Origin of the sequence: Pantoea anthophila (assembly GCF_006494375.1) — a bacterium.
Lineage (GTDB): Bacteria > Pseudomonadota > Gammaproteobacteria > Enterobacterales > Enterobacteriaceae > Pantoea > Pantoea anthophila.
Genome location: NZ_VHIZ01000048.1, coordinates 81,753 through 99,412, shown reverse-complemented (window position 1 = coordinate 99,412; position 17,660 = coordinate 81,753). Strand labels below are relative to the sequence as shown.

Annotated in this window: 15 protein-coding genes; 2 read left to right on the top strand and 13 right to left on the bottom strand. The window is 55.7% G+C overall.

The window, feature by feature from the left end; all coding sequences use genetic code 11:
• Positions 1-8: 8 nt before the first annotated feature.
• The 7 genes from carA to ribF all read right to left on the bottom strand — a co-directional run bounded on the left by carA (position 9) and on the right by ribF (position 8,355).
• The gene (gene carA, locus FJW00_RS11810; RefSeq protein WP_140924210.1) at positions 9-1,157 is read right to left on the bottom strand and encodes a glutamine-hydrolyzing carbamoyl-phosphate synthase small subunit; all 1,149 of its coding nucleotides are present in this window, start codon (positions 1,155-1,157) and stop codon (positions 9-11) included.
• 476 nt (positions 1,158-1,633) lie between these two features.
• Entirely contained in the window at positions 1,634-2,440 is an 807-nt protein-coding gene (dapB, locus tag FJW00_RS11805) for a 4-hydroxy-tetrahydrodipicolinate reductase (protein ID WP_140924208.1), read from the bottom strand.
• Between the two features lie 222 nt (positions 2,441-2,662).
• Positions 2,663-3,616 (bottom strand): 4-hydroxy-3-methylbut-2-enyl diphosphate reductase, encoded by a 954-nt coding sequence (gene ispH, locus FJW00_RS11800; RefSeq protein ID WP_046101193.1) that lies wholly within the window; start codon positions 3,614-3,616, stop codon positions 2,663-2,665.
• Positions 3,597-4,067: an FKBP-type peptidyl-prolyl cis-trans isomerase gene (gene fkpB / locus FJW00_RS11795; protein WP_009092210.1), complete on the bottom strand. Its 471-nt coding sequence runs from the start codon at positions 4,065-4,067 to the stop codon at positions 3,597-3,599. The genes ispH and fkpB overlap by 20 nt, the downstream gene beginning before the upstream one ends.
• A 3-nt stretch (positions 4,068-4,070) precedes the next feature.
• Complete coding sequence (lspA, locus tag FJW00_RS11790) at positions 4,071-4,577, bottom strand: signal peptidase II (protein ID WP_009092212.1); 507 nt, start codon at positions 4,575-4,577, stop codon at positions 4,071-4,073.
• A complete protein-coding gene (gene ileS, locus FJW00_RS11785; RefSeq protein ID WP_140924205.1) occupies positions 4,577-7,396 on the bottom strand; it encodes an isoleucine--tRNA ligase in 2,820 nt (939 codons plus the stop codon). Before ileS ends, lspA begins: the two co-directional genes overlap by 1 nt.
• 29 nt (positions 7,397-7,425) lie before the next feature.
• Positions 7,426-8,355 (bottom strand): bifunctional riboflavin kinase/FAD synthetase, encoded by a 930-nt coding sequence (gene ribF, locus FJW00_RS11780; RefSeq protein ID WP_009092217.1) that lies wholly within the window; start codon positions 8,353-8,355, stop codon positions 7,426-7,428.
• A 306-nt stretch (positions 8,356-8,661) separates the two neighbouring features.
• On the opposite strand from ribF, the gene rpsT reads away from it, so the two are divergent.
• A complete protein-coding gene (gene rpsT, locus FJW00_RS11775; RefSeq protein WP_006117633.1) occupies positions 8,662-8,925 on the top strand; it encodes a 30S ribosomal protein S20 in 264 nt (87 codons plus the stop codon).
• Positions 8,926-9,057: 132 nt separating this feature from the next.
• Here the strand turns inward: rpsT and nhaA are convergent, their stop codons facing one another.
• The 3 genes from nhaA to dnaK all read right to left on the bottom strand — a co-directional run bounded on the left by nhaA (position 9,058) and on the right by dnaK (position 13,601).
• The gene (gene nhaA, locus FJW00_RS11770) at positions 9,058-10,236 is read right to left on the bottom strand and encodes a Na+/H+ antiporter NhaA (protein ID WP_046101191.1); all 1,179 of its coding nucleotides are present in this window, start codon (positions 10,234-10,236) and stop codon (positions 9,058-9,060) included.
• A gap of 204 nt (positions 10,237-10,440) precedes the next feature.
• Positions 10,441-11,586, bottom strand: a complete 1,146-nt coding sequence (gene dnaJ / locus FJW00_RS11765; RefSeq protein WP_009092225.1) for a molecular chaperone DnaJ — start codon at positions 11,584-11,586, stop codon at positions 10,441-10,443.
• A gap of 104 nt (positions 11,587-11,690) precedes the next feature.
• Positions 11,691-13,601, bottom strand: coding sequence for a molecular chaperone DnaK (gene dnaK, locus FJW00_RS11760; protein WP_009092227.1), 1,911 nt, complete (start codon positions 13,599-13,601; stop codon positions 11,691-11,693).
• Between the two features lie 296 nt (positions 13,602-13,897).
• Between dnaK and satP the strand changes: the two genes are divergently transcribed.
• Positions 13,898-14,473 carry an acetate uptake transporter gene (satP, locus tag FJW00_RS11755; protein WP_009092229.1) on the top strand — a complete coding sequence of 192 codons (576 nt, stop codon included), beginning with the start codon at positions 13,898-13,900 and terminating at the stop codon, positions 14,471-14,473.
• Positions 14,474-14,505: 32 nt separating this feature from the next.
• On the opposite strand, the gene FJW00_RS11750 is transcribed toward satP, so the two are convergent.
• The 3 genes from FJW00_RS11750 to tal form a co-directional block, all read right to left on the bottom strand.
• The gene (locus tag FJW00_RS11750; RefSeq protein ID WP_058957751.1) at positions 14,506-15,813 is read right to left on the bottom strand and encodes an MFS transporter; all 1,308 of its coding nucleotides are present in this window, start codon (positions 15,811-15,813) and stop codon (positions 14,506-14,508) included.
• A gap of 104 nt (positions 15,814-15,917) precedes the next feature.
• Positions 15,918-16,505 carry a molybdopterin adenylyltransferase gene (gene mog, locus FJW00_RS11745; protein ID WP_009092232.1) on the bottom strand — a complete coding sequence of 196 codons (588 nt, stop codon included), beginning with the start codon at positions 16,503-16,505 and terminating at the stop codon, positions 15,918-15,920.
• 125 nt (positions 16,506-16,630) lie between these two features.
• Positions 16,631-17,584 carry a transaldolase gene (tal, locus tag FJW00_RS11740; protein ID WP_009092233.1) on the bottom strand — a complete coding sequence of 318 codons (954 nt, stop codon included), beginning with the start codon at positions 17,582-17,584 and terminating at the stop codon, positions 16,631-16,633.
• Positions 17,585-17,660 lie beyond the last annotated feature (76 nt).

The window sequence follows — 17,660 nt, the reverse complement described above, 5'->3', positions numbered from 1 at the left end:
GCTCCTGATTACTTCGCTTGCAGACGGAAGGCGTCAATCAATTCAATAAAGTGGTCAAACAGCGGCGCAGCATCACCCGGTCCCGGGCTGGCTTCCGGGTGTCCCTGGAAGCTGAAGGCTGGCTTGTCAGTGCGGTGAATGCCCTGCACCGTTTTATCGAACAGCGAAATGTGGGTGACACGCAGGTTCGCGGGCAGATCGTTCTCATCGACGGCAAAACCGTGGTTCTGGGCGGTGATCATCACGCGATTATTGTCGAGATCCTTCACCGGATGGTTGCCGCCATGATGGCCAAGCTTCATCTTCACGGTCCGGGCTCCGCTGGCCAGCGCCAGCAGCTGATGACCCAGGCAGATACCGAACACCGGAATCTCGGTTTTCAGGAAGGCCTGAATCGCGCTGATGGCGTAGTCACATGGCTCCGGGTCACCCGGGCCGTTGGAGAGGAAAATGCCATCCGGATTCATCTTCAGCACCTCTTCCGCCGGTGTCTGAGCCGCTACAACGGTCAGACGGCAGCCGCGGTCAACCAGCATACGCAGAATGTTGCGCTTGGCACCGTAATCGTAAGCCACGACATGATAAGGCAGGGATTCCGCTGAGGATTGTTCCGGCAGGCCACTGCCCAGCGTCCAGCTGCCCTGCTGCCAGCTGTAGGTTTCCGTTGTGCAGACCTCTTTCGCCAGATCCATACCTTTCAGCCCGGGGAACGCCTGGGCTTTCTGCAGCGCCAGCGCGGCATCCGGATTATCACCGGCGATAATGCAGCCATTCTGAGCGCCTTTCTCGCGCAGCAGACGCGTCAGCTTGCGGGTATCGATATCGGCAATGGCCACAATGTTGTTGCGCTGCAGGTAAGCGGAGAGTCCTTCTTCGCTTCGGAAGTTGCTGGCAATCAACGGCAGATCGCGGATGACCAGGCCCTGAGCATGAATCTGGCTTGATTCTTCATCAGCGGCGTTGGCACCGACATTACCGATATGGGGATAAGTGAGAGTAACGATTTGGCGGGAATAGGAAGGATCAGTGAGGATTTCTTGATAACCGGTCATTGAGGTGTTGAAAACGACTTCCCCCACTGCCGACCCCGTTGCCCCGATGGCCCGACCGTGGAATTGGGTTCCGTCTTCCAGAACCAGGATTGCTGACTTAATCAAAACATCCTCCAGGGAATAAACAGTCATAATATCTGCATATTAATTCAAAATAGCCGCCTGAATCAATGCAAAAACCGCCTGAATTGTCGATTTTTGGCAAATTGCGCGCATTCTAATGATCACCCTGGGGCTTGTCTACCCTGAGGCCCGTTTTTTTCATCTTTATCTGACTTATGAGGCCAGAAACGGGCTTAAGCGGTAAAAACAGGAGAAAACCCGGCCGAATAATCGTTTGCCAGGCAGTAAAAATAAGAACCCGAGGCTGTCAGGCTGATTTTTTTGACCAAATGGTCAAAAACGGCATCTTAACGAAGATAAAACGCGCGAAAAGTGATAAAAACAGATGGCTTAATCTGTTTTCACATCAGGGCGAGTATTTCAGACAAAATTAAGGGCAATAAAAACATTGCCCTTTTCCAATCAATAGGTTAACGATTGAAATAACCACATCACGATGGTTCACAACACGCACAACATCACAGATCCAGCACATCCCGCATATTAAACAGGCCTGCTTTCTTCTCTTTCAGCCATAATGCCGACTTAACCGCACCTTTTGCGAAGGTCATACGGCTTGAGGCCTTGTGGGTTATCTCAACCCGTTCGCCGACATCCGCAAACATTGCCGTATGCTCACCGACGATGTCCCCGGCGCGCACCGTGGCAAAACCGATTGTCTGAGGCTGACGTTCGCCGGTGTGCCCTTCACGCGTATAGACCGCGTGCTCATCCAGTTTCCACTGCATCGCATCGGCAATCGCTTCCCCCATCGCCAGTGCGGTGCCCGATGGCGCATCCACTTTGTGGCGATGGTGCGCTTCAGTAATCTCAATATCCGCATACTCCCCCATCACACTGGCGGCTTTCTCCAGCAGCTTCAGCACCAGGTTAACGCCCACACTGAAGTTTGCGGCGAACACAATGGCGATATCTTCTGAGGCGGCGCGAATGGCTGCTTTGCCTGCGTCATCGAATCCTGTGGTGCCGATCACCATCGCTTTGCCGTGCTCACGGCAGATCGCCATATACTCCAGCGTGCCTTCCGGACGGGTAAAGTCGATCAGCACATCAAAGTCATCAATCACTGCACGTAAATCGTCAGCAATCAGGATGCCGTTTCTGCCGATGCCCGCTAACTCTCCGGCGTCGCTGCCGGTCAGCGATGAACCCGGACGGGCGAGCGCAGCACCCAGCTCCACGCCTTCAGCCTGCTGTGTTGCCTCAATCAGATTACGGCCCATACGGCCCGGCGCGCCCACAACGGCAATGCGGATATTCTTCATATTTATTCATTCCTAAAACAAAACTATGCATCCAAAGCGTCATCAGGTTAACGACGAGTTAACAGTCACGCCACTATTAATCAGGGATAATAAGAATTTTATGCCAGCCGCCTGCGATTATCAGTAAAAGCAATCGCCATGGCAAAAGGTGGGCTTTTCATCGGCCGATAAAAACAAAAAAGGCCGAACAGAGTCGGCCTTTTTATCAGGATTAACGTGCGGTTACTGCACGTTGCGCACCTCGACGCGCAGCTCTTTTGGCACTTCAAAGACGATGTTCTCTTCACGGCCAATCAGCTCGATCGCGGCTTCGCCGCCCAGCTCACGCAGTCGCTCAATCACCTGCTGCACCAGAATATCGGGCGCTGAGGCACCGGCGGTGACACCGATACAGGCCACGCCTTTGACCCACTCTTCCTGAATATCATCAGCAGAGTCGATCAGCTTCGCCAGCTTACCGGCGCGCTGCGCCAGTTCAGCCAGACGGTTCGAGTTGGAGGAGTTCTTCGACCCCACCACCAGTACCACCTCGGCATCTTTCGCCAGGGTGCGAACCGCTTCCTGGCGGTTGGTTGTGGCATAGCAGATATCATCTTTACGCGGCCCGATAATCGCCGGGAAGCGCTGACGCAGAGCATCGATGATGTCTGACGTATCATCCACTGACAGCGTGGTCTGCGTCATGAAGCTCAGGTTGTTTTCATCCTTTACCGTCAGCCGGAAAACATCTTCCGGAGACTCGACGAGATACATCCCGCCATTGGGGTTGTTGTACTGCCCCATGGTGCCTTCCACTTCCGGATGACCCGCATGACCGATCAGTATCGCCTCAACGCCTTTACGGCTGGCACGTGCCACTTCCATATGCACTTTTGTCACCAGCGGACAGGTTGCATCAAACAGCATGGTCAGATTGCGCGCTTTGGCTTCTGCACGCACCGCCTGCGAAACACCGTGCGCAGAGAAGATCAGAATCGCGTTATCCGGCACTTCACTGATCTCTTCGATGAAGATCGCCCCGCGCTCACGCAGGCTGTTGACCACGTAACGGTTATGCACCACTTCGTGACGCACGTAGATAGGCGCGCCATACATCTCCAGCGCGCGCTCAACGATACTGATGGCGCGATCAACGCCGGCGCAGAAACCGCGCGGATTAGCTAACAGGATTTGCATCGTTCGCCTCCAGTGCCGGATCGATCTCCAGCACCTCTACATCAAACTGAATACGATGACCTGCCAGCGGATGGTTAAAATCTACGGTGATCGAATCACCGGAGACTTCACGGATCACGCCTGGCATTTCACTGCCGCCCATGCCGCTGAACAGCATGATGGCCCCCACTTCCGGTTCACCGGCATCGATAAAGTCACGACGCGAGAAATACTGGATCAGGTCAGGGCTGACGCCACCAAATGCCTCTTCCGGCGCCAGAGTGAACTGTTTAGTTTCACCCGCTTTCAGCCCCAGCAGTGCCTCCTCCAGTGCCGCAGAGAGGCTGCCATCACCGAGACGGAACAGCGCAGGCTTACCGTTTGCACGGGTCGATTCCGCCGTCGAGCCATCTTCCAGCTTCAGCGTAAAATGCACCAACACCGCGCTGTCGCGCTGTACGGACTCAGTCATCACTTACCCTTTCTGTTTAGCCTGTTTGCCGTTCGGGCTGAAAAAGCCCTCCAGCACCACCAATGCGGCACCAATACAGATGCCGCAGTCAGCGATATTAAATGTAGCGAAGTGCCAGTTACCGACATAAAAATCGATAAAATCGACCACAAAGCCATGCCAGGAGCGATCAAATAAATTGCCTATCGCACCGCCGATAATCAGGGCATACGCGATGTTTGAAATCTTCTGGCTGGCCTGATTGCGATACATCATCAGCACCAGTGAAACCACGATCGCCAGCGCAATACCGGCAAAAAACCAGCGCTGCCAGCCGCCTTTGTCCGCCAGGAAGCTGAACGCCGCGCCGTAGTTGTGCGCATAGAACAGGTTAAGATAAGGCATCAGCGGCTGCGTTTCATGCAGCATCATGTTGTTCATCACCCACTGCTTACTGGCGAAGTCGACAACGATGACCACCAGCACCAGCCACAGCCAGCGCAATCCGGTTGAGAGAATAGGTTTACGCATCAGGCAAATTCACGCTGTTCACCGTCACCGGCTACGTTAGTGTAACAACGACCGCATACCGCAGCGTGCTCCGGATTCTGGCCGACGTCGGTAGTGTAATGCCAGCAGCGCTGACATTTCTCGCCTTCCGCCTTGTGCAGCGCAATTTTCAGACCTTTCAGCAGTTCGCTCTGCTGCGCTTCATCGTTTGCCAGCGCGTAATCAGCTACCTGGGCACCCGAGGTCAGCAGCACAAAGCGCAGCTCGTTGCCCAGCGCCTGCAGCTTAGCGGCCAGCTCCGCATCGGCATAGAGCGTCACGGTGGCTTCCAGTGCGCCACCGATACGTTTGTCGGCACGCGCCTGCTCGATGACCTTGTTAACTTCGCCACGTACTTTCAGCAGCTCAGCCCAGTAGGCATCGTTCAGGGCTTCATCTTCCGCCAGGCCAAACAGACCCTGATACCACTCTTCGGTGAAGACATACTGCGCGCGTTCGCCAGGCAGATAGCCCCAGATCTCATCCGCGGTAAAGGACATGATCGGCGCCATCCAGCGCACCAGCGCTTCAACGATGTGCCACAGCGCGGTCTGACAGCTACGACGCGCCAGGCTGTCGCCCTTCGCGGTGTACTGGCGATCTTTGATGATGTCGAGATAGAAGCTGCCCATCTCCACAGAACAGAACTGCATCAGACGCTGGATCACTTCATGGAAATCGTAGTTCTCATAAGAGGCGACGATATCGGCCTGCGCCGCCTGCGCACGTCCCACGGCCCAGCGATCCACCACGACCATCTCTTCCGGTTTCACCAGGTCGGTGGCCGGATTGAAGCCGTTAAGGTTCGCCAGCAGGAAGCGGGCGGTGTTACGGATACGGCGATAGGCATCGGCGGAACGCTTCAGGATCTCATCGGAGACCGCCATTTCACCCGAATAGTCGGTTGATGCCACCCACAGGCGCAGAATGTCAGCACCCAGTTTGTTCATCACATCCTGCGGCGACACGGTGTTGCCGATCGATTTCGACATTTTGCGGCCCTGACCATCCACGGTGAAACCGTGTGTCAGTACCTGACGATAAGGCGCTTTGCCTTTCATCGCGGTGCCGATCATCAGCGAGGACATAAACCAGCCGCGATGCTGATCGGACCCTTCCAGATAGAGGTCCGGCGCCTGTCCTTCGAATTCCGGACGGGCATCCACGACGGAATAGCTGGTTGACCCGGAGTCGAACCAGACATCCAGGGTATCCGGAACCTTGACGTAATGATCGGCGTCATCGCCCATCAGCTCGCGCGGATCGAGATCCCACCAGGCCTGAATGCCATCCTGCTCAACACGCTGTGCCACTTTCTCCATCAGTGCCAGGGTATCCGGGTGAAGCTCTTCGCTCTCTTTATGAACGAACAGCGCCATCGGCACGCCCCAGGTACGCTGACGAGAGATACACCAGTCCGGACGGTTCGCCACCATCGATTCAATACGCGCCTGGCCCCAGTCCGGGATCCACTGCACGCCTTTGATCTCTTTCAGCGACTGCGCACGCAGGCCTTTCTGATCCATGCTGATGAACCACTGTGGCGTGGCACGGAAGATGATAGGCGTTTTGTGACGCCAGCAGTGCGGGTAGCTGTGCAGCAGTTTTTCAACGTGCAGCAGCGCCTGCTTCTCTTTCAGCAGCTCAACGATCATATCGTTGGCTTTAAAGACGTTAACCCCATCCAGCGTCGGGTAAGTGCCAGGCAGATACGCGCCATCTGGCCCGACCGGGTTAGCGGTTTCGATGCCATATTTCTGGCCGATCACATAGTCATCCGGGCCGTGGCCGGGTGCCGTATGGACCGCACCAGTACCGGCATCCAGCGTGACGTGTTCGCCCAGCACCACTTTCGACTGAATCTGCTCAAGGAACGGATGCTGGAACAGCTGCAGCTCCAGCGCGGCACCTTTGCATTCGCCCAGCACCTGCCATTCGCTGACACCGGCACGCTTCATGACGCTTTCCACCAGCTCTTTTGCCAGGATCAGGGCACGGCCTTCGATCTGGATCAGCTGATAGTCAAATTCCGGGTGCAGAGAGATGGCGCGGTTAGCGGGCAGCGTCCACGGGGTGGTGGTCCAGATAACCAGTGAAATCGGGCCGTTAACCGTAGTGACGCCGAACGCCTGACGCACAGCGTCGGCATCGACGGCGTTGAACATCACATCAATCGACGGTGAGGTCTTGTCGTAATATTCCACTTCCGCTTCGGCCAGGGCAGAACGGCAATCCAGGCACCAGTGCACCGGCTTCGCGCCCTTGTGCAGGTGACCGTTGCCGATGATTTTACCCAGCGCACGGATGATGTTGGCTTCCGTGTTGAAGTCCATGGTCAGGTAAGGACGATCCCAGTCGCCCAGTACGCCCAGACGGATAAAGTCTGCTTTCTGGCCTTCAACCTGTTCTGCCGCATATTTGCGGCACGCTTCGCGGAATTCTGCCGCCGTGACTTTCTCGCCCGGCTTGCCGATCATCTGCTCAACTTTATGCTCGATAGGCAGACCGTGACAGTCCCAGCCCGGCACATAGGGCGCGTCATAGCCCGCCATGCCTTTCGACTTAACGATAATGTCTTTCAGAATCTTGTTAACTGAGTGACCGATATGAATGCTGCCGTTCGCATAAGGAGGGCCATCATGCAGGATAAAGGTTTTTTTCCCCTTTTTGGCTTCGCGGATAACGCCATACAGGTTGTCGGCATACCAGCGTTGCAACATTCCCGGTTCGCGTTTGGCCAGATCGCCACGCATCGGGAATCCCGTTTCCGGCAAATTCAGGGTAGATTTATAGTCACTCATCAGATTCTCGATTCCGTTTTTCGCTCAGGTTAAAGCAGCCCAAAAAACTGCCGGGCCGTTACCACATCATTCGCAATTTGTTCTTTCAACGCCTCCAGTGAGGCAAAGCGCTGCTCGTTTCGTATTTTCTGTTTCAGCACCACATCAATGTGACGACCATAAAGATTGATATTGATGTCGAGCAGGTGAACTTCAAGCTGCTGGCGTAAACCTTTTACCGTCGGACGGGTGCCGATATTCGCCACGCCCGGCAGCGGCTCCGGCGTCAGCCCTTCCACTTCCACCGCATAGACCCCTTTCACCGGCGACACGCTGCGGCGTAAAGGCAGGTTGGCGGTTGGGAAGCCCAGCGTGCGTCCCAGTGCATCACCGTGCACGACGCGGCCGGAAATCGTGAAAGGATGGCCTAACAACGACTGCGCCAGCGCTAAATCATCGGCGGCCAGCGCCTGACGCACGGCGGTGCTGCTGATGCGCTTTCCGCCCTCACAGAAGGTTTCGGTACTGATAACCTCGAAGCCATACTCCACACCGGCTTTCTGCAATAACCGGAAATCCCCCTGGCGACCGGCGCCAAAGCGGAAATCATCGCCCACCGCAAGGTATCTGACGTCGAGCTTTTCAACCAGCAGGTCGCTGATAAAACGCTGGGCGGATAACGCCGCAAAGCGACGGTCAAACCGCACGCAGAGCACCTTATCGACGCCGGCTTCAGCCAGGTAGCGCAGTTTTTCACGCAGGCGCGTCAGGCGAGCCGGGGCTTTATCGCCAGCAAACAGCTCCAGCGGCTGTGGTTCAAAGACCATGACCACCACCGGCAGATTACGTTTGCGTCCCTCTTCACACAGCCGGGCCATCAGTGCCTGGTGCCCGCGGTGTACGCCATCGAAATTACCAATGGTCAGAACGCAGCCGCGATGCTGCTCGTTAAGATTATGAATACCGCGGATAAACTTCATGGCTGACCCAAACCGGTGGAAATCGGCGGATTATACCCTTGAAACCGGTTCAGGTTAACCCGTCAGCACGCCTTTCATGCTTAACGCGCTGCATTTCCTGTTACAGAAGCACGTGTTGAGAATTTTGTCGCGAAATACTGTATTCAGGAAGGCGAAGCTGGTAGAATCTTGCGCCATCAAATACGTAACCGAGTGCTGCTCATAGAGCGACGCTTATTTGCACAAATCCATTGACAAAATCAGGTTGGAAGGGCATAGTCCTCGGCCTTTGATTTGTCTCTATAGAACACATTTGGGAGTTGGACCTTGGCTAATATCAAATCAGCTAAGAAACGCGCCGTAACATCTGAGAAACGCCGTAAGCATAACGCTAGCCGCCGCTCTATGATGCGTACCTTCGTTAAGAAAGTATACGCGGCGATCGCTTCAGGCGACAAAGCTGCTGCGCAGAACGCATTCAATGAAATGCAACCAATCGTGGACCGTCAGGCTGCTAAAGGTCTGATCCACAAAAACAAAGCTGCACGTTATAAAGCAAACCTGACTGCACAGATCAACAAACTGGCTTAATCGCCTGTTGTTTATCGCTTTGTTGAAAGAACCGGCGCTTACGCCGGTTTTTTTTCGCCTGTCATTTGCCGCACCGCCATTCCCCGTGAGGGTGATGCAGGGCGAAAAAAGGAGGCTTTCGCCTCCCCTCTCTTAACGCAGCCTGACCCGTAACAGGCTATATCCCAACACGGCGGAGAGCAGAGAACCGGTCAGAATCCCCAGCTTAGAGAACGTCACCAGCTGCTCATGGGCGGCATCAAAGGCCAGTGAACTGATAAATATCGACATCGTGAAGCCGATACCGCACAGCACGCCGATCGCCATGATATCGCGGATGGTGGTGCCGCCAGGCAATACCGCCAGCCGCAATCTGACGGCCAGCCAGCAGAAGAGCGTAATGCCCAGGGGTTTGCCGATTAACAGGCCAAAGATGATGCCTGCCGGTTCCGGTGACAGGATATCGCCCAGCGTAATACCGGCGAGTGAAATACCGGCATTGGCAAAGGCAAACAGCGGCAGAATCAGCCAGTTCACCCACGGCATCAGGCCGTGCGCCAGATGCTCTGCTGGCGAGTGCCCCTCTCTCTTCTCCAGCGGCACAAAGAAGCCCACGATAACGCCTGCCAGCGTTGCATGAACACCCGACTTAAGGACGGCGGTCCAGAGCACAATGCCCACCAGAATGTAGATCGAGATTTTGCGGACGTTGAAGTAATTCAGCAGGGCCAGCACCACAATCGCCGCTGCCGCCACGCCCAGAGAGAGCACCGACAGACCGCTGGTATAGAACAGGGCGATAATCACAATCGCCCCCAGGTCATCGATAATCGCCAGCGCCATCAGAAAAACTTTCAGCGCAGCAGGAACCCGGCTGCCGAGCAGGGCCAGCACCCCCAGTGCAAACGCGATATCCGTTGCCGTGGGAATCGCCCAGCCGTTGCGGGCAATCTCATCACCGTGGTTGAAAGCCAGAAAGATCAGGGCGGGCAGCGCCATGCCTCCCAGGGCTGCGATAACCGGAAAGATTGCCTTCTCCCGGCTTGCGAGTTCACCGACCCTCAGCTCGCGCTTCACCTCCAGCCCAATCAGCAGGAAAAACAGCGCCATCAGCGCATCGTTTATCCATAACAGCAGATTTTTGCTGATATCCAGCGCACCAAAGCGGATCTGGACAGGCTCATTCAGTAACGCCTGATAGCCTTCGGCCGTCGCAGCGGTATTGGCGAGGATCATGGCCGCCACGGCTGCCAGGATTAATATCATGCCGTTACTGGCATCACTTTCAATGAAGCTCCTGAGGAGGTTTCTGAGTTTCCGAGGCTTATTCAACGTTTATCTTCCTGATCGGCGAGTGAAAGTGAATAAGTGTAACGACTCATATCGCCCGTTAACAGCAGCTTGTGCCCGGCGTTGTCGCTCGCGTTGACCGGAACATCCGCAGGCCCGGCTACGCTGCGGAGCAGTCGGTGTGCAGCATCCCTGATCAGAGGCCAAAAAAAACGGAGCCCAGGGCTCCGTTTTATCTTTCCCGGTTTATCGGGTCAGGTCGTCAAAGAATTTTTTCACACCGTCGAAAAAGCTCTTGGAGCGCGGGCTGTTGTGCTCGCCGCTCGGACCGCCAAAACTCTCTTCCAGTTCACGCAGCAGCGATTTCTGTTTCTCGTTCAGGCTGACCGGTGTTTCCACCACGACGCGACACAACAGGTCACCAACCGCACCACCGCGAACAGATTTCACGCCGCGTCCGCGCATGCGGAACAGCTTGCCGGTCTGGGTCTCTGACGGCACTTTCAGCTTCACGCGTCCATCCAGCGTCGGCACTTCAATCTCACCGCCCAGCGCCGCCATCGCAAAGTTAATCGGCACTTCGCAGTAGAGGTTATTCTCTTCACGTTCGAAAATCGGGTGTTTCTTCACCGAGACCTGAACATAGAGATCGCCCGCTGGCGCGCCCTGCTCGCCCGCTTCGCCTTCTCCGCTCAGACGGATACGATCGCCGGTGTCGACCCCGGCCGGGATTTTCACTGACAGCGTTTTCGACTTCTCAACGCGACCGTGACCGTGACAGGCGTTGCACGGATCTTTAATCACCGAGCCGCGACCGTGACAGGTCGGACAGGCCTGCTGAACGGTGAAGAAGCCCTGGCGCATCTGCACCTGGCCTGCACCGTGACAGGTCGAACAGGTTTGTGGCTGCGTGCCTGGTTTCGCGCCGCTGCCGTGGCAGACATCACACTCTTCCAGCGTTGGAATGCGGATCTCTTTGGTCACGCCGCGTACCGCTTCTTCCAGCGTCAGCTCCATGTTGTAGCGTAAATCGGCGCCGCGGGATGCGCGCTGACGGCGTCCACCACCAAAGATGTCACCGAATACGTCGCCAAAGATATCGCTGAAGTCTGCACCGCCGCCACCAAAGCCGCCGCCGCCGAATCCACCGCCACCCATGCCGCCCTGTTCAAAAGCTGCATGACCATATTGATCGTAGGCCGCACGCTTCTGCGCATCGGTCAGGATTTCGTACGCTTCTTTAGCCTCTTTGAATTTGGCTTCGGCTTCTTTATCTCCGGGATTACGATCCGGGTGAAATTTCATTGCCAGGCGTTTGTACGCCTTTTTGATTTCACGCTCGTCCGCGGATTTGGCGACGCCTAAAATCTCGTAGTAATCACTCTTCGCCATGTTTATTTAGCCCTTAACATGATCGCACGGGCGTGGAGAGATCTCCGACGCCCGTGCTGGTTTCAACGGCTGTCAGGCCAGCCGTCGCGCCCGGTCAGGGGCAATTATTTCTTGTTGTCTTTTACTTCTTCGAATTCAGCATCGACAACGTCGTCATCTTTCTTCGCTGACGCATCACCGGCATCGGCTGCACCTGCCTGAGACTGCTGTGCGGCTTCCATCAGTTTGCCGGACACTTCCATCAGCGCCTGCATTTTGGCGTCGATTTCCGCTTTGTCTTCGCCTTTCAGCGCAGTTTCCAGCGCGGCCAGTGCGGCTTCGATTGGCGCTTTGTCGTCTGCTGACAGTTTGTCGCCGGCTTCTTCCAGCTGCTTACGCGTGCTGTGGGCAATCTGATCGCCCTGGTTGCGCGTCTGTACCAGCTCTTCGAACTTACGGTCAGCTTCTGCGTTCGCTTCCGCATCACGCACCATTTTTTCGATCTCTTCGTCGTTCAGACCGGAAGAGGCTTTGATGGTGATTTTCTGCTCTTTACCGCTGTTCTTATCTTTCGCTGACACGTGCAGGATACCATCCGCATCGATGTCGAAGGTGACTTCGATCTGCGGCATACCGCGAGGCGCAGCCTGGATACCGTCAAGGTTGAACTGGCCCAGTGACTTGTTGTCATTGGCGCGCTTACGCTCACCCTGCAGCACGTGAATGGTCACGGCTGACTGGTTATCTTCAGCAGTCGAGAAGACCTGGCTGTGCTTGGTCGGGATGGTGGTGTTTTTGCTGATCAGCGACGTCATCACGCCACCCATGGTTTCGATACCCAGTGACAGCGGGGTTACGTCCAGCAGCAGCACGTCTTTCACGTCGCCACCCAGTACACCGCCCTGAACCGCAGCACCGACAGCAACGGCTTCGTCCGGGTTCACATCTTTACGTGGCTCTTTACCAAAGAACTCGGTGACTTTCGCCTGAACCAGTGGCATACGGGTCTGACCACCGACCAGGATAACGTCGTTGATGTCAGAAACCGACAGGCCAGCATCCTGCAGCGCAACTTTCAGTGGCGCGATTGAGCGTGCAACCAGATCTTCAACCAGTGACTCCAGTTTAGAGCGGGTCACTTTGATGTTCAGGTGCTTAGGACCGGTCGCATCTGCAGTGATGTACGGCAGGTTAACGTCGGTCTGCTGAGCAGAAGAGAGCTCGATTTTCGCTTTCTCTGCGGCTTCTTTCAGACGCTGCATCGCCAGAGGATCGTTGTGCAGATCGATGCCCTGATCTTTCTTAAATTCAGCTACCAGATAGTTAATCAGACGGCTGTCGAAGTCTTCACCACCCAGGTGGGTATCACCGTTGGTTGCCAGAACTTCAAAGGTTTTTTCGCCATCAACTTCGTCGATCTCGATGATGGAGATATCGAAGGTACCGCCACCCAGGTCATACACGGCGATGGTGCGGTTACCCTGACCTTTGTCCAGGCCGTAGGCCAGTGCAGCAGCGGTTGGTTCGTTAATGATACGCTTAACTTCCAGACCCGCGATGCGGCCTGCATCTTTGGTCGCCTGACGCTGTGCATCGTTAAAGTATGCCGGAACGGTGATCACCGCTTCGGTCACTGGCTCACCGAGGTAATCTTCGGCGGTCTTTTTCATTTTCTTCAGCACTTCAGCTGAAATCTGCGGCGGTGCCATTTTCTGGCCTTTCACTTCCAGCCAGGCGTCGCCGTTGTCAGCGCTGGCGATTTTGTACGGCATGATTTTAATATCACGCTGAACTTCTTCGTCCTGGAAGCGACGACCGATCAGACGCTTAATTGCGAACAGGGTATTCTGCGGGTTGGTCACTGCCTGACGTTTAGCCGGTTGACCGACCAGAATTTCGCCATCCTGTGTGTACGCAATAATTGAAGGCGTGGTGCGATCGCCCTCGGCATTTTCCAGCACGCGTGCTTTAGTGCCATCCATGATCGCAACACAAGAGTTGGTTGTACCCAGGTCAATACCAATAATCTTACCCATCTAAACATCTCCCACTTAAATTCGTTGCCAATTTGGGTTGTGAACCTTTTATGTGGGCGGGTTGTTTGCATTCAACCTGCCAGCACAAGCTTTTTTTCCAACGTTCACAACGCTCGATGAGAAGTAAATGGGGCCGCTTCGATGCGCATCAAGGGTTAAACCAAAAAAAATTTTCACCTCTGGCCCGGTCGGGATCAAAGAACCCAGGCAGAACGCTGAATATGATGCGCCGCTCCGCTCGATGGAGTGAAGCGGAGCGCTTTTTATCATCAACGTTTACTGACCGCCGAGGAACTATGGCAAATTCAACACTGGCCAACCCTGCCCCGCTGGGATTAATGGGATTTGGCATGACAACGGTTTTACTTAACCTGCACAACGCGGGCCTGTTCACGATGGACGTCGCGATTCTGGCCATGGGGATTTTTTATGGTGGGATTGCGCAGGTGCTGGCAGGCCTGCTGGAGTTTAAAAAGAATAACACCTTTGGGCTGACGGCCTTTACCTCTTACGGGATGTTCTGGTTAAGCTTTGTGGCGATTCTTCTGCTGCCGGAAATGGGCCTCGCGAACGCCCCCGACGAACGTTTTCTGGGGGCCTGGCTGCTTCTGTGGGGCATCTTCACGCTGTTTATGTTTGTCGGCACGCTGAAAGGTGCGCGGATGCTGCAGTTTGTTTTCGCCACGCTCACGCTGCTGTTTCTGCTGCTGGCCGTAGCGCATCTGATGCATCTGCCTGCGCTGGTCACCACGGCAGGCTGGGTTGGCCTTCTCTGCGGCGCCAGCGCCTGCTATCTGGCCATGGGGGAAGTGCTGAACGAAACCTTTGGCCGTACCGTTCTGCCGATTGGCGAGAAGCCGCATCAATCATGATAAGACGCGGAGTCAGGCTCCGCGTCATTTCACTACAGCGAATTAACCCCCTGATGCAGTTCTGGCTCGTGGCTGATATCACGCCGCAGCCAGATCCCCGTCACCAATCCCACCAGCGCCAGTGCCATCACATACCAGCATGGGGCCATCACCGACACATTCATCAGCAGCGACACAAAAATCGGTGTCAGGCCGCCGAAAATCGCATAGGCGAGATTGTAGGAGAAGGAGATACCGGTAAAACGGACTTCCGCCGGAAAGGCACGCACCATCACGAACGGGACGGCGCCCACGGCACCCACGCTGAGGCCGGCCAGTCCATACAGCAGGAAGAGCTGCTGCGGATAGAGTGCGGTCAGATGATAAAACTGCCAGCAGCAGATCGCCAGCAGCAGGCTGCCGACACACAGCGTGCGGCTGGCACCGAAGCGATCGGCCGCCAGGCCGGCAATAATACAGCCGAAGCAGAGCATGACGGTGGCCAGGCTGTTGGCCTGCAGCGTCAGCGCAGGCGCAATGCCCAGCTGTTTTTGCAGCCAGACCGGGGACATCAGGATCACCACCACAATGCAGGCGGAGAGCAGCCAGGTCAGCAGCATGGAAATGACGACCGATTTTTTATGTTCAGCCAGCACTGTTTTCAGCGGCAGCTTACTGGAGAGCGCTTTACGCTGCTGCATCTCCACAAACACCGGCGTCTCATGCAGCCAGCGGCGCAGCACCATCGCGCCCAGCCCGAACAGGCCGCCGAGGAAGAACGGGATGCGCCAGCCGCCATCATGAATCGCCTGGGGTGAGAGTGAGGTATTGATCAGCGTCGCCACCAGCGACCCCAGTAAAATCCCGATGGTCAGCCCGGCCGTCAGTGTGCCGCAGGCGATACCGATGCGTTTATAGGGCACATGCTCAGCGACAAACACCCAGGCTCCCGGCACTTCGCCACCAATCGCCGCCCCCTGCAGCATCCGCATCAGCAGCATCAGTAACGGTGCGGCAACGCCGATAGTCTGCCAGGTGGGGAGCGCGCCCATCATCAATGTCGGCAGCGCCATCAGCATAATGCTCAGGCTGAACATCTTCTTACGCCCCACTTTATCGCCAAAGTGGGCCATCACGATGCCGCCCAGCGGACGTGCCAGATAGCCGGCGGCAAAAATGGCAAAGGTCTGCAGCTGGCGCAGCCACTCGGGAATATCGGCGGGGAAAAAGAGTTCGCCAATCACGGTGGCGAAGAAGACAAAAATGATGAAGTCGTAAAATTCCAGCGCGCCGCCCAGTGCGGCCAGCGCCAGGGTTCTGTAATCCTTACCGGTCAGACGCTGCGTAGAGGTCAGGTTCATAATAGTCCAGAGGCAAAAGATCGAGTTGTAAAGATCTAATTACTATACCGTCAATCTTTTGCCACACCAGCCGGGCTATAGCTTATGCCTGAAATGGACAATATTTAGTTATTTATCTCACGTATCGCGCTTTTAGGCCGAAATGCTGCTACCACGTCGCGATGGGTTTCGACATACGGCCCTTCCAATAGCTGTAAACAATAAGGTACAGAGGCAAAAATACCGTGGACTTTGACGTTGCCCTGCTCATCTTTCAGCCCCTCCAGCGTCTCCCTGATCGACTTTGGCTGACCAGGCAGATTGAGGATCAGTGACTGCTTACGGATCACGCCAACCTGACGCGACAGAATCGCGGTCGGCACAAACTGCAGGCTGATCTGACGCATCTGCTCACCGAATCCGGGCATCTCCCGATCGGCGACGGCTAAGGTGGCGTCGGGAGTGACGTCGCGCCGGGCCGGGCCGGTGCCGCCAGTGGTCAGCACCAGATGGCAAAAGCGTTCATCGACCAGCTCGCAAATCGCCTGCTCAATCATCGGCTGCTCGTCCGGCACCAGTCGGGACTCCATTTCGAACGGGCTGCTGATGGCCGTGCTGAGCCAGCTCTCCAGCGCGGGAATCCCCTGATCCTGATAGATGCCGTTCGCGGCGCGATCGGAAACCGAGATCAGGCCAATGCGTAATGTATTCATGGTTAGCTTCGCTGTGAATGACCGCGGTGCGGTGGAATAAAAGGGGAATAGCCGAAAGGATAATACAAAGTGAAAGGGTCGGAAAAGGGAAAACCGTGACGGCCTGCGCCGTCACGATCGGAGGATTACAGCAGCTCTGCCAGCATCTTCTCAAGTTTGCCCTGATCAACGGCAAAGTTGCGGATGCCTTCTGCCAGCTTCGCCACCGCCATCGGATCCTGGTTGTGCTGCCACAGGAACTCAGACTCGGTCATGCGGGCCGGACGCGCTTTCACTTCACCGCTGTAGCTCAGTTTACGCTCCAGGGTTCCTTCGCTCTCGGCCAGCTCTTTCAGCAGCGCAGGCGAAATGGTCAGACGGTCACAGCCAGCCAGCTCGATGATTTCGCCGGTATTACGGAAGCTGGCGCCCATCACGACGGTTTCATAGCCGTGCTGCTTGTAGTAGTTGTAGATTTCAGAAACAGAAACCACGCCGGGATCTTCGTGCGCCGCATACTCTTTTTTATCGGTGTTGGCTTTGTACCAGTCCAGAATACGACCCACAAACGGAGAGATCAGGAAGACGCCCGCTTCGGCACAGGCACGCGCCTGAGCGAAGGAGAACAGCAGCGTCAGGTTACAGTTGATGCCCTCTTTTTCCAGCTGCTCCGCGGCGCGGATACCCTGCCAGGTTGAGGCCAGTTTGATCAGGATGCGGTCATTGCTGATACCGGCATCGTTGTAGAGTTTGATCAGACTACGGGCTTTATTGATGCTGCCTTCGGTGTCGTAAGAGAGACGCGCATCCACTTCGGTCGAAATACGGCCCGGGATCAGTTTGAGAATTTCCAGACCAATGTTTACGGCCAGCTTGTCAGAAACCAGCTGCAGCTGCTCATCTTTATCGCTGCTCTGCTCACGCGCCCAGCCGATCGCTTCATCGATCAGTTTACGGTATTCAGGGATTTGTGCGGCGTTAAGAATCAGAGAAGGGTTAGTCGTGGCATCCTGCGGCTGATACAGCTTCATGGCTGCGATATCACCGGTGTCGGCAACGACGGTGGTGAGCTGACGCAGGGAGGTAAGTTTGTCCGTCATGTTCTTTTCTCTTAGTTAACTGTCAGTGTGAAAAAAGGCTGTTGCGATAATATCACGCGCCAACGGTGGCGCAAGG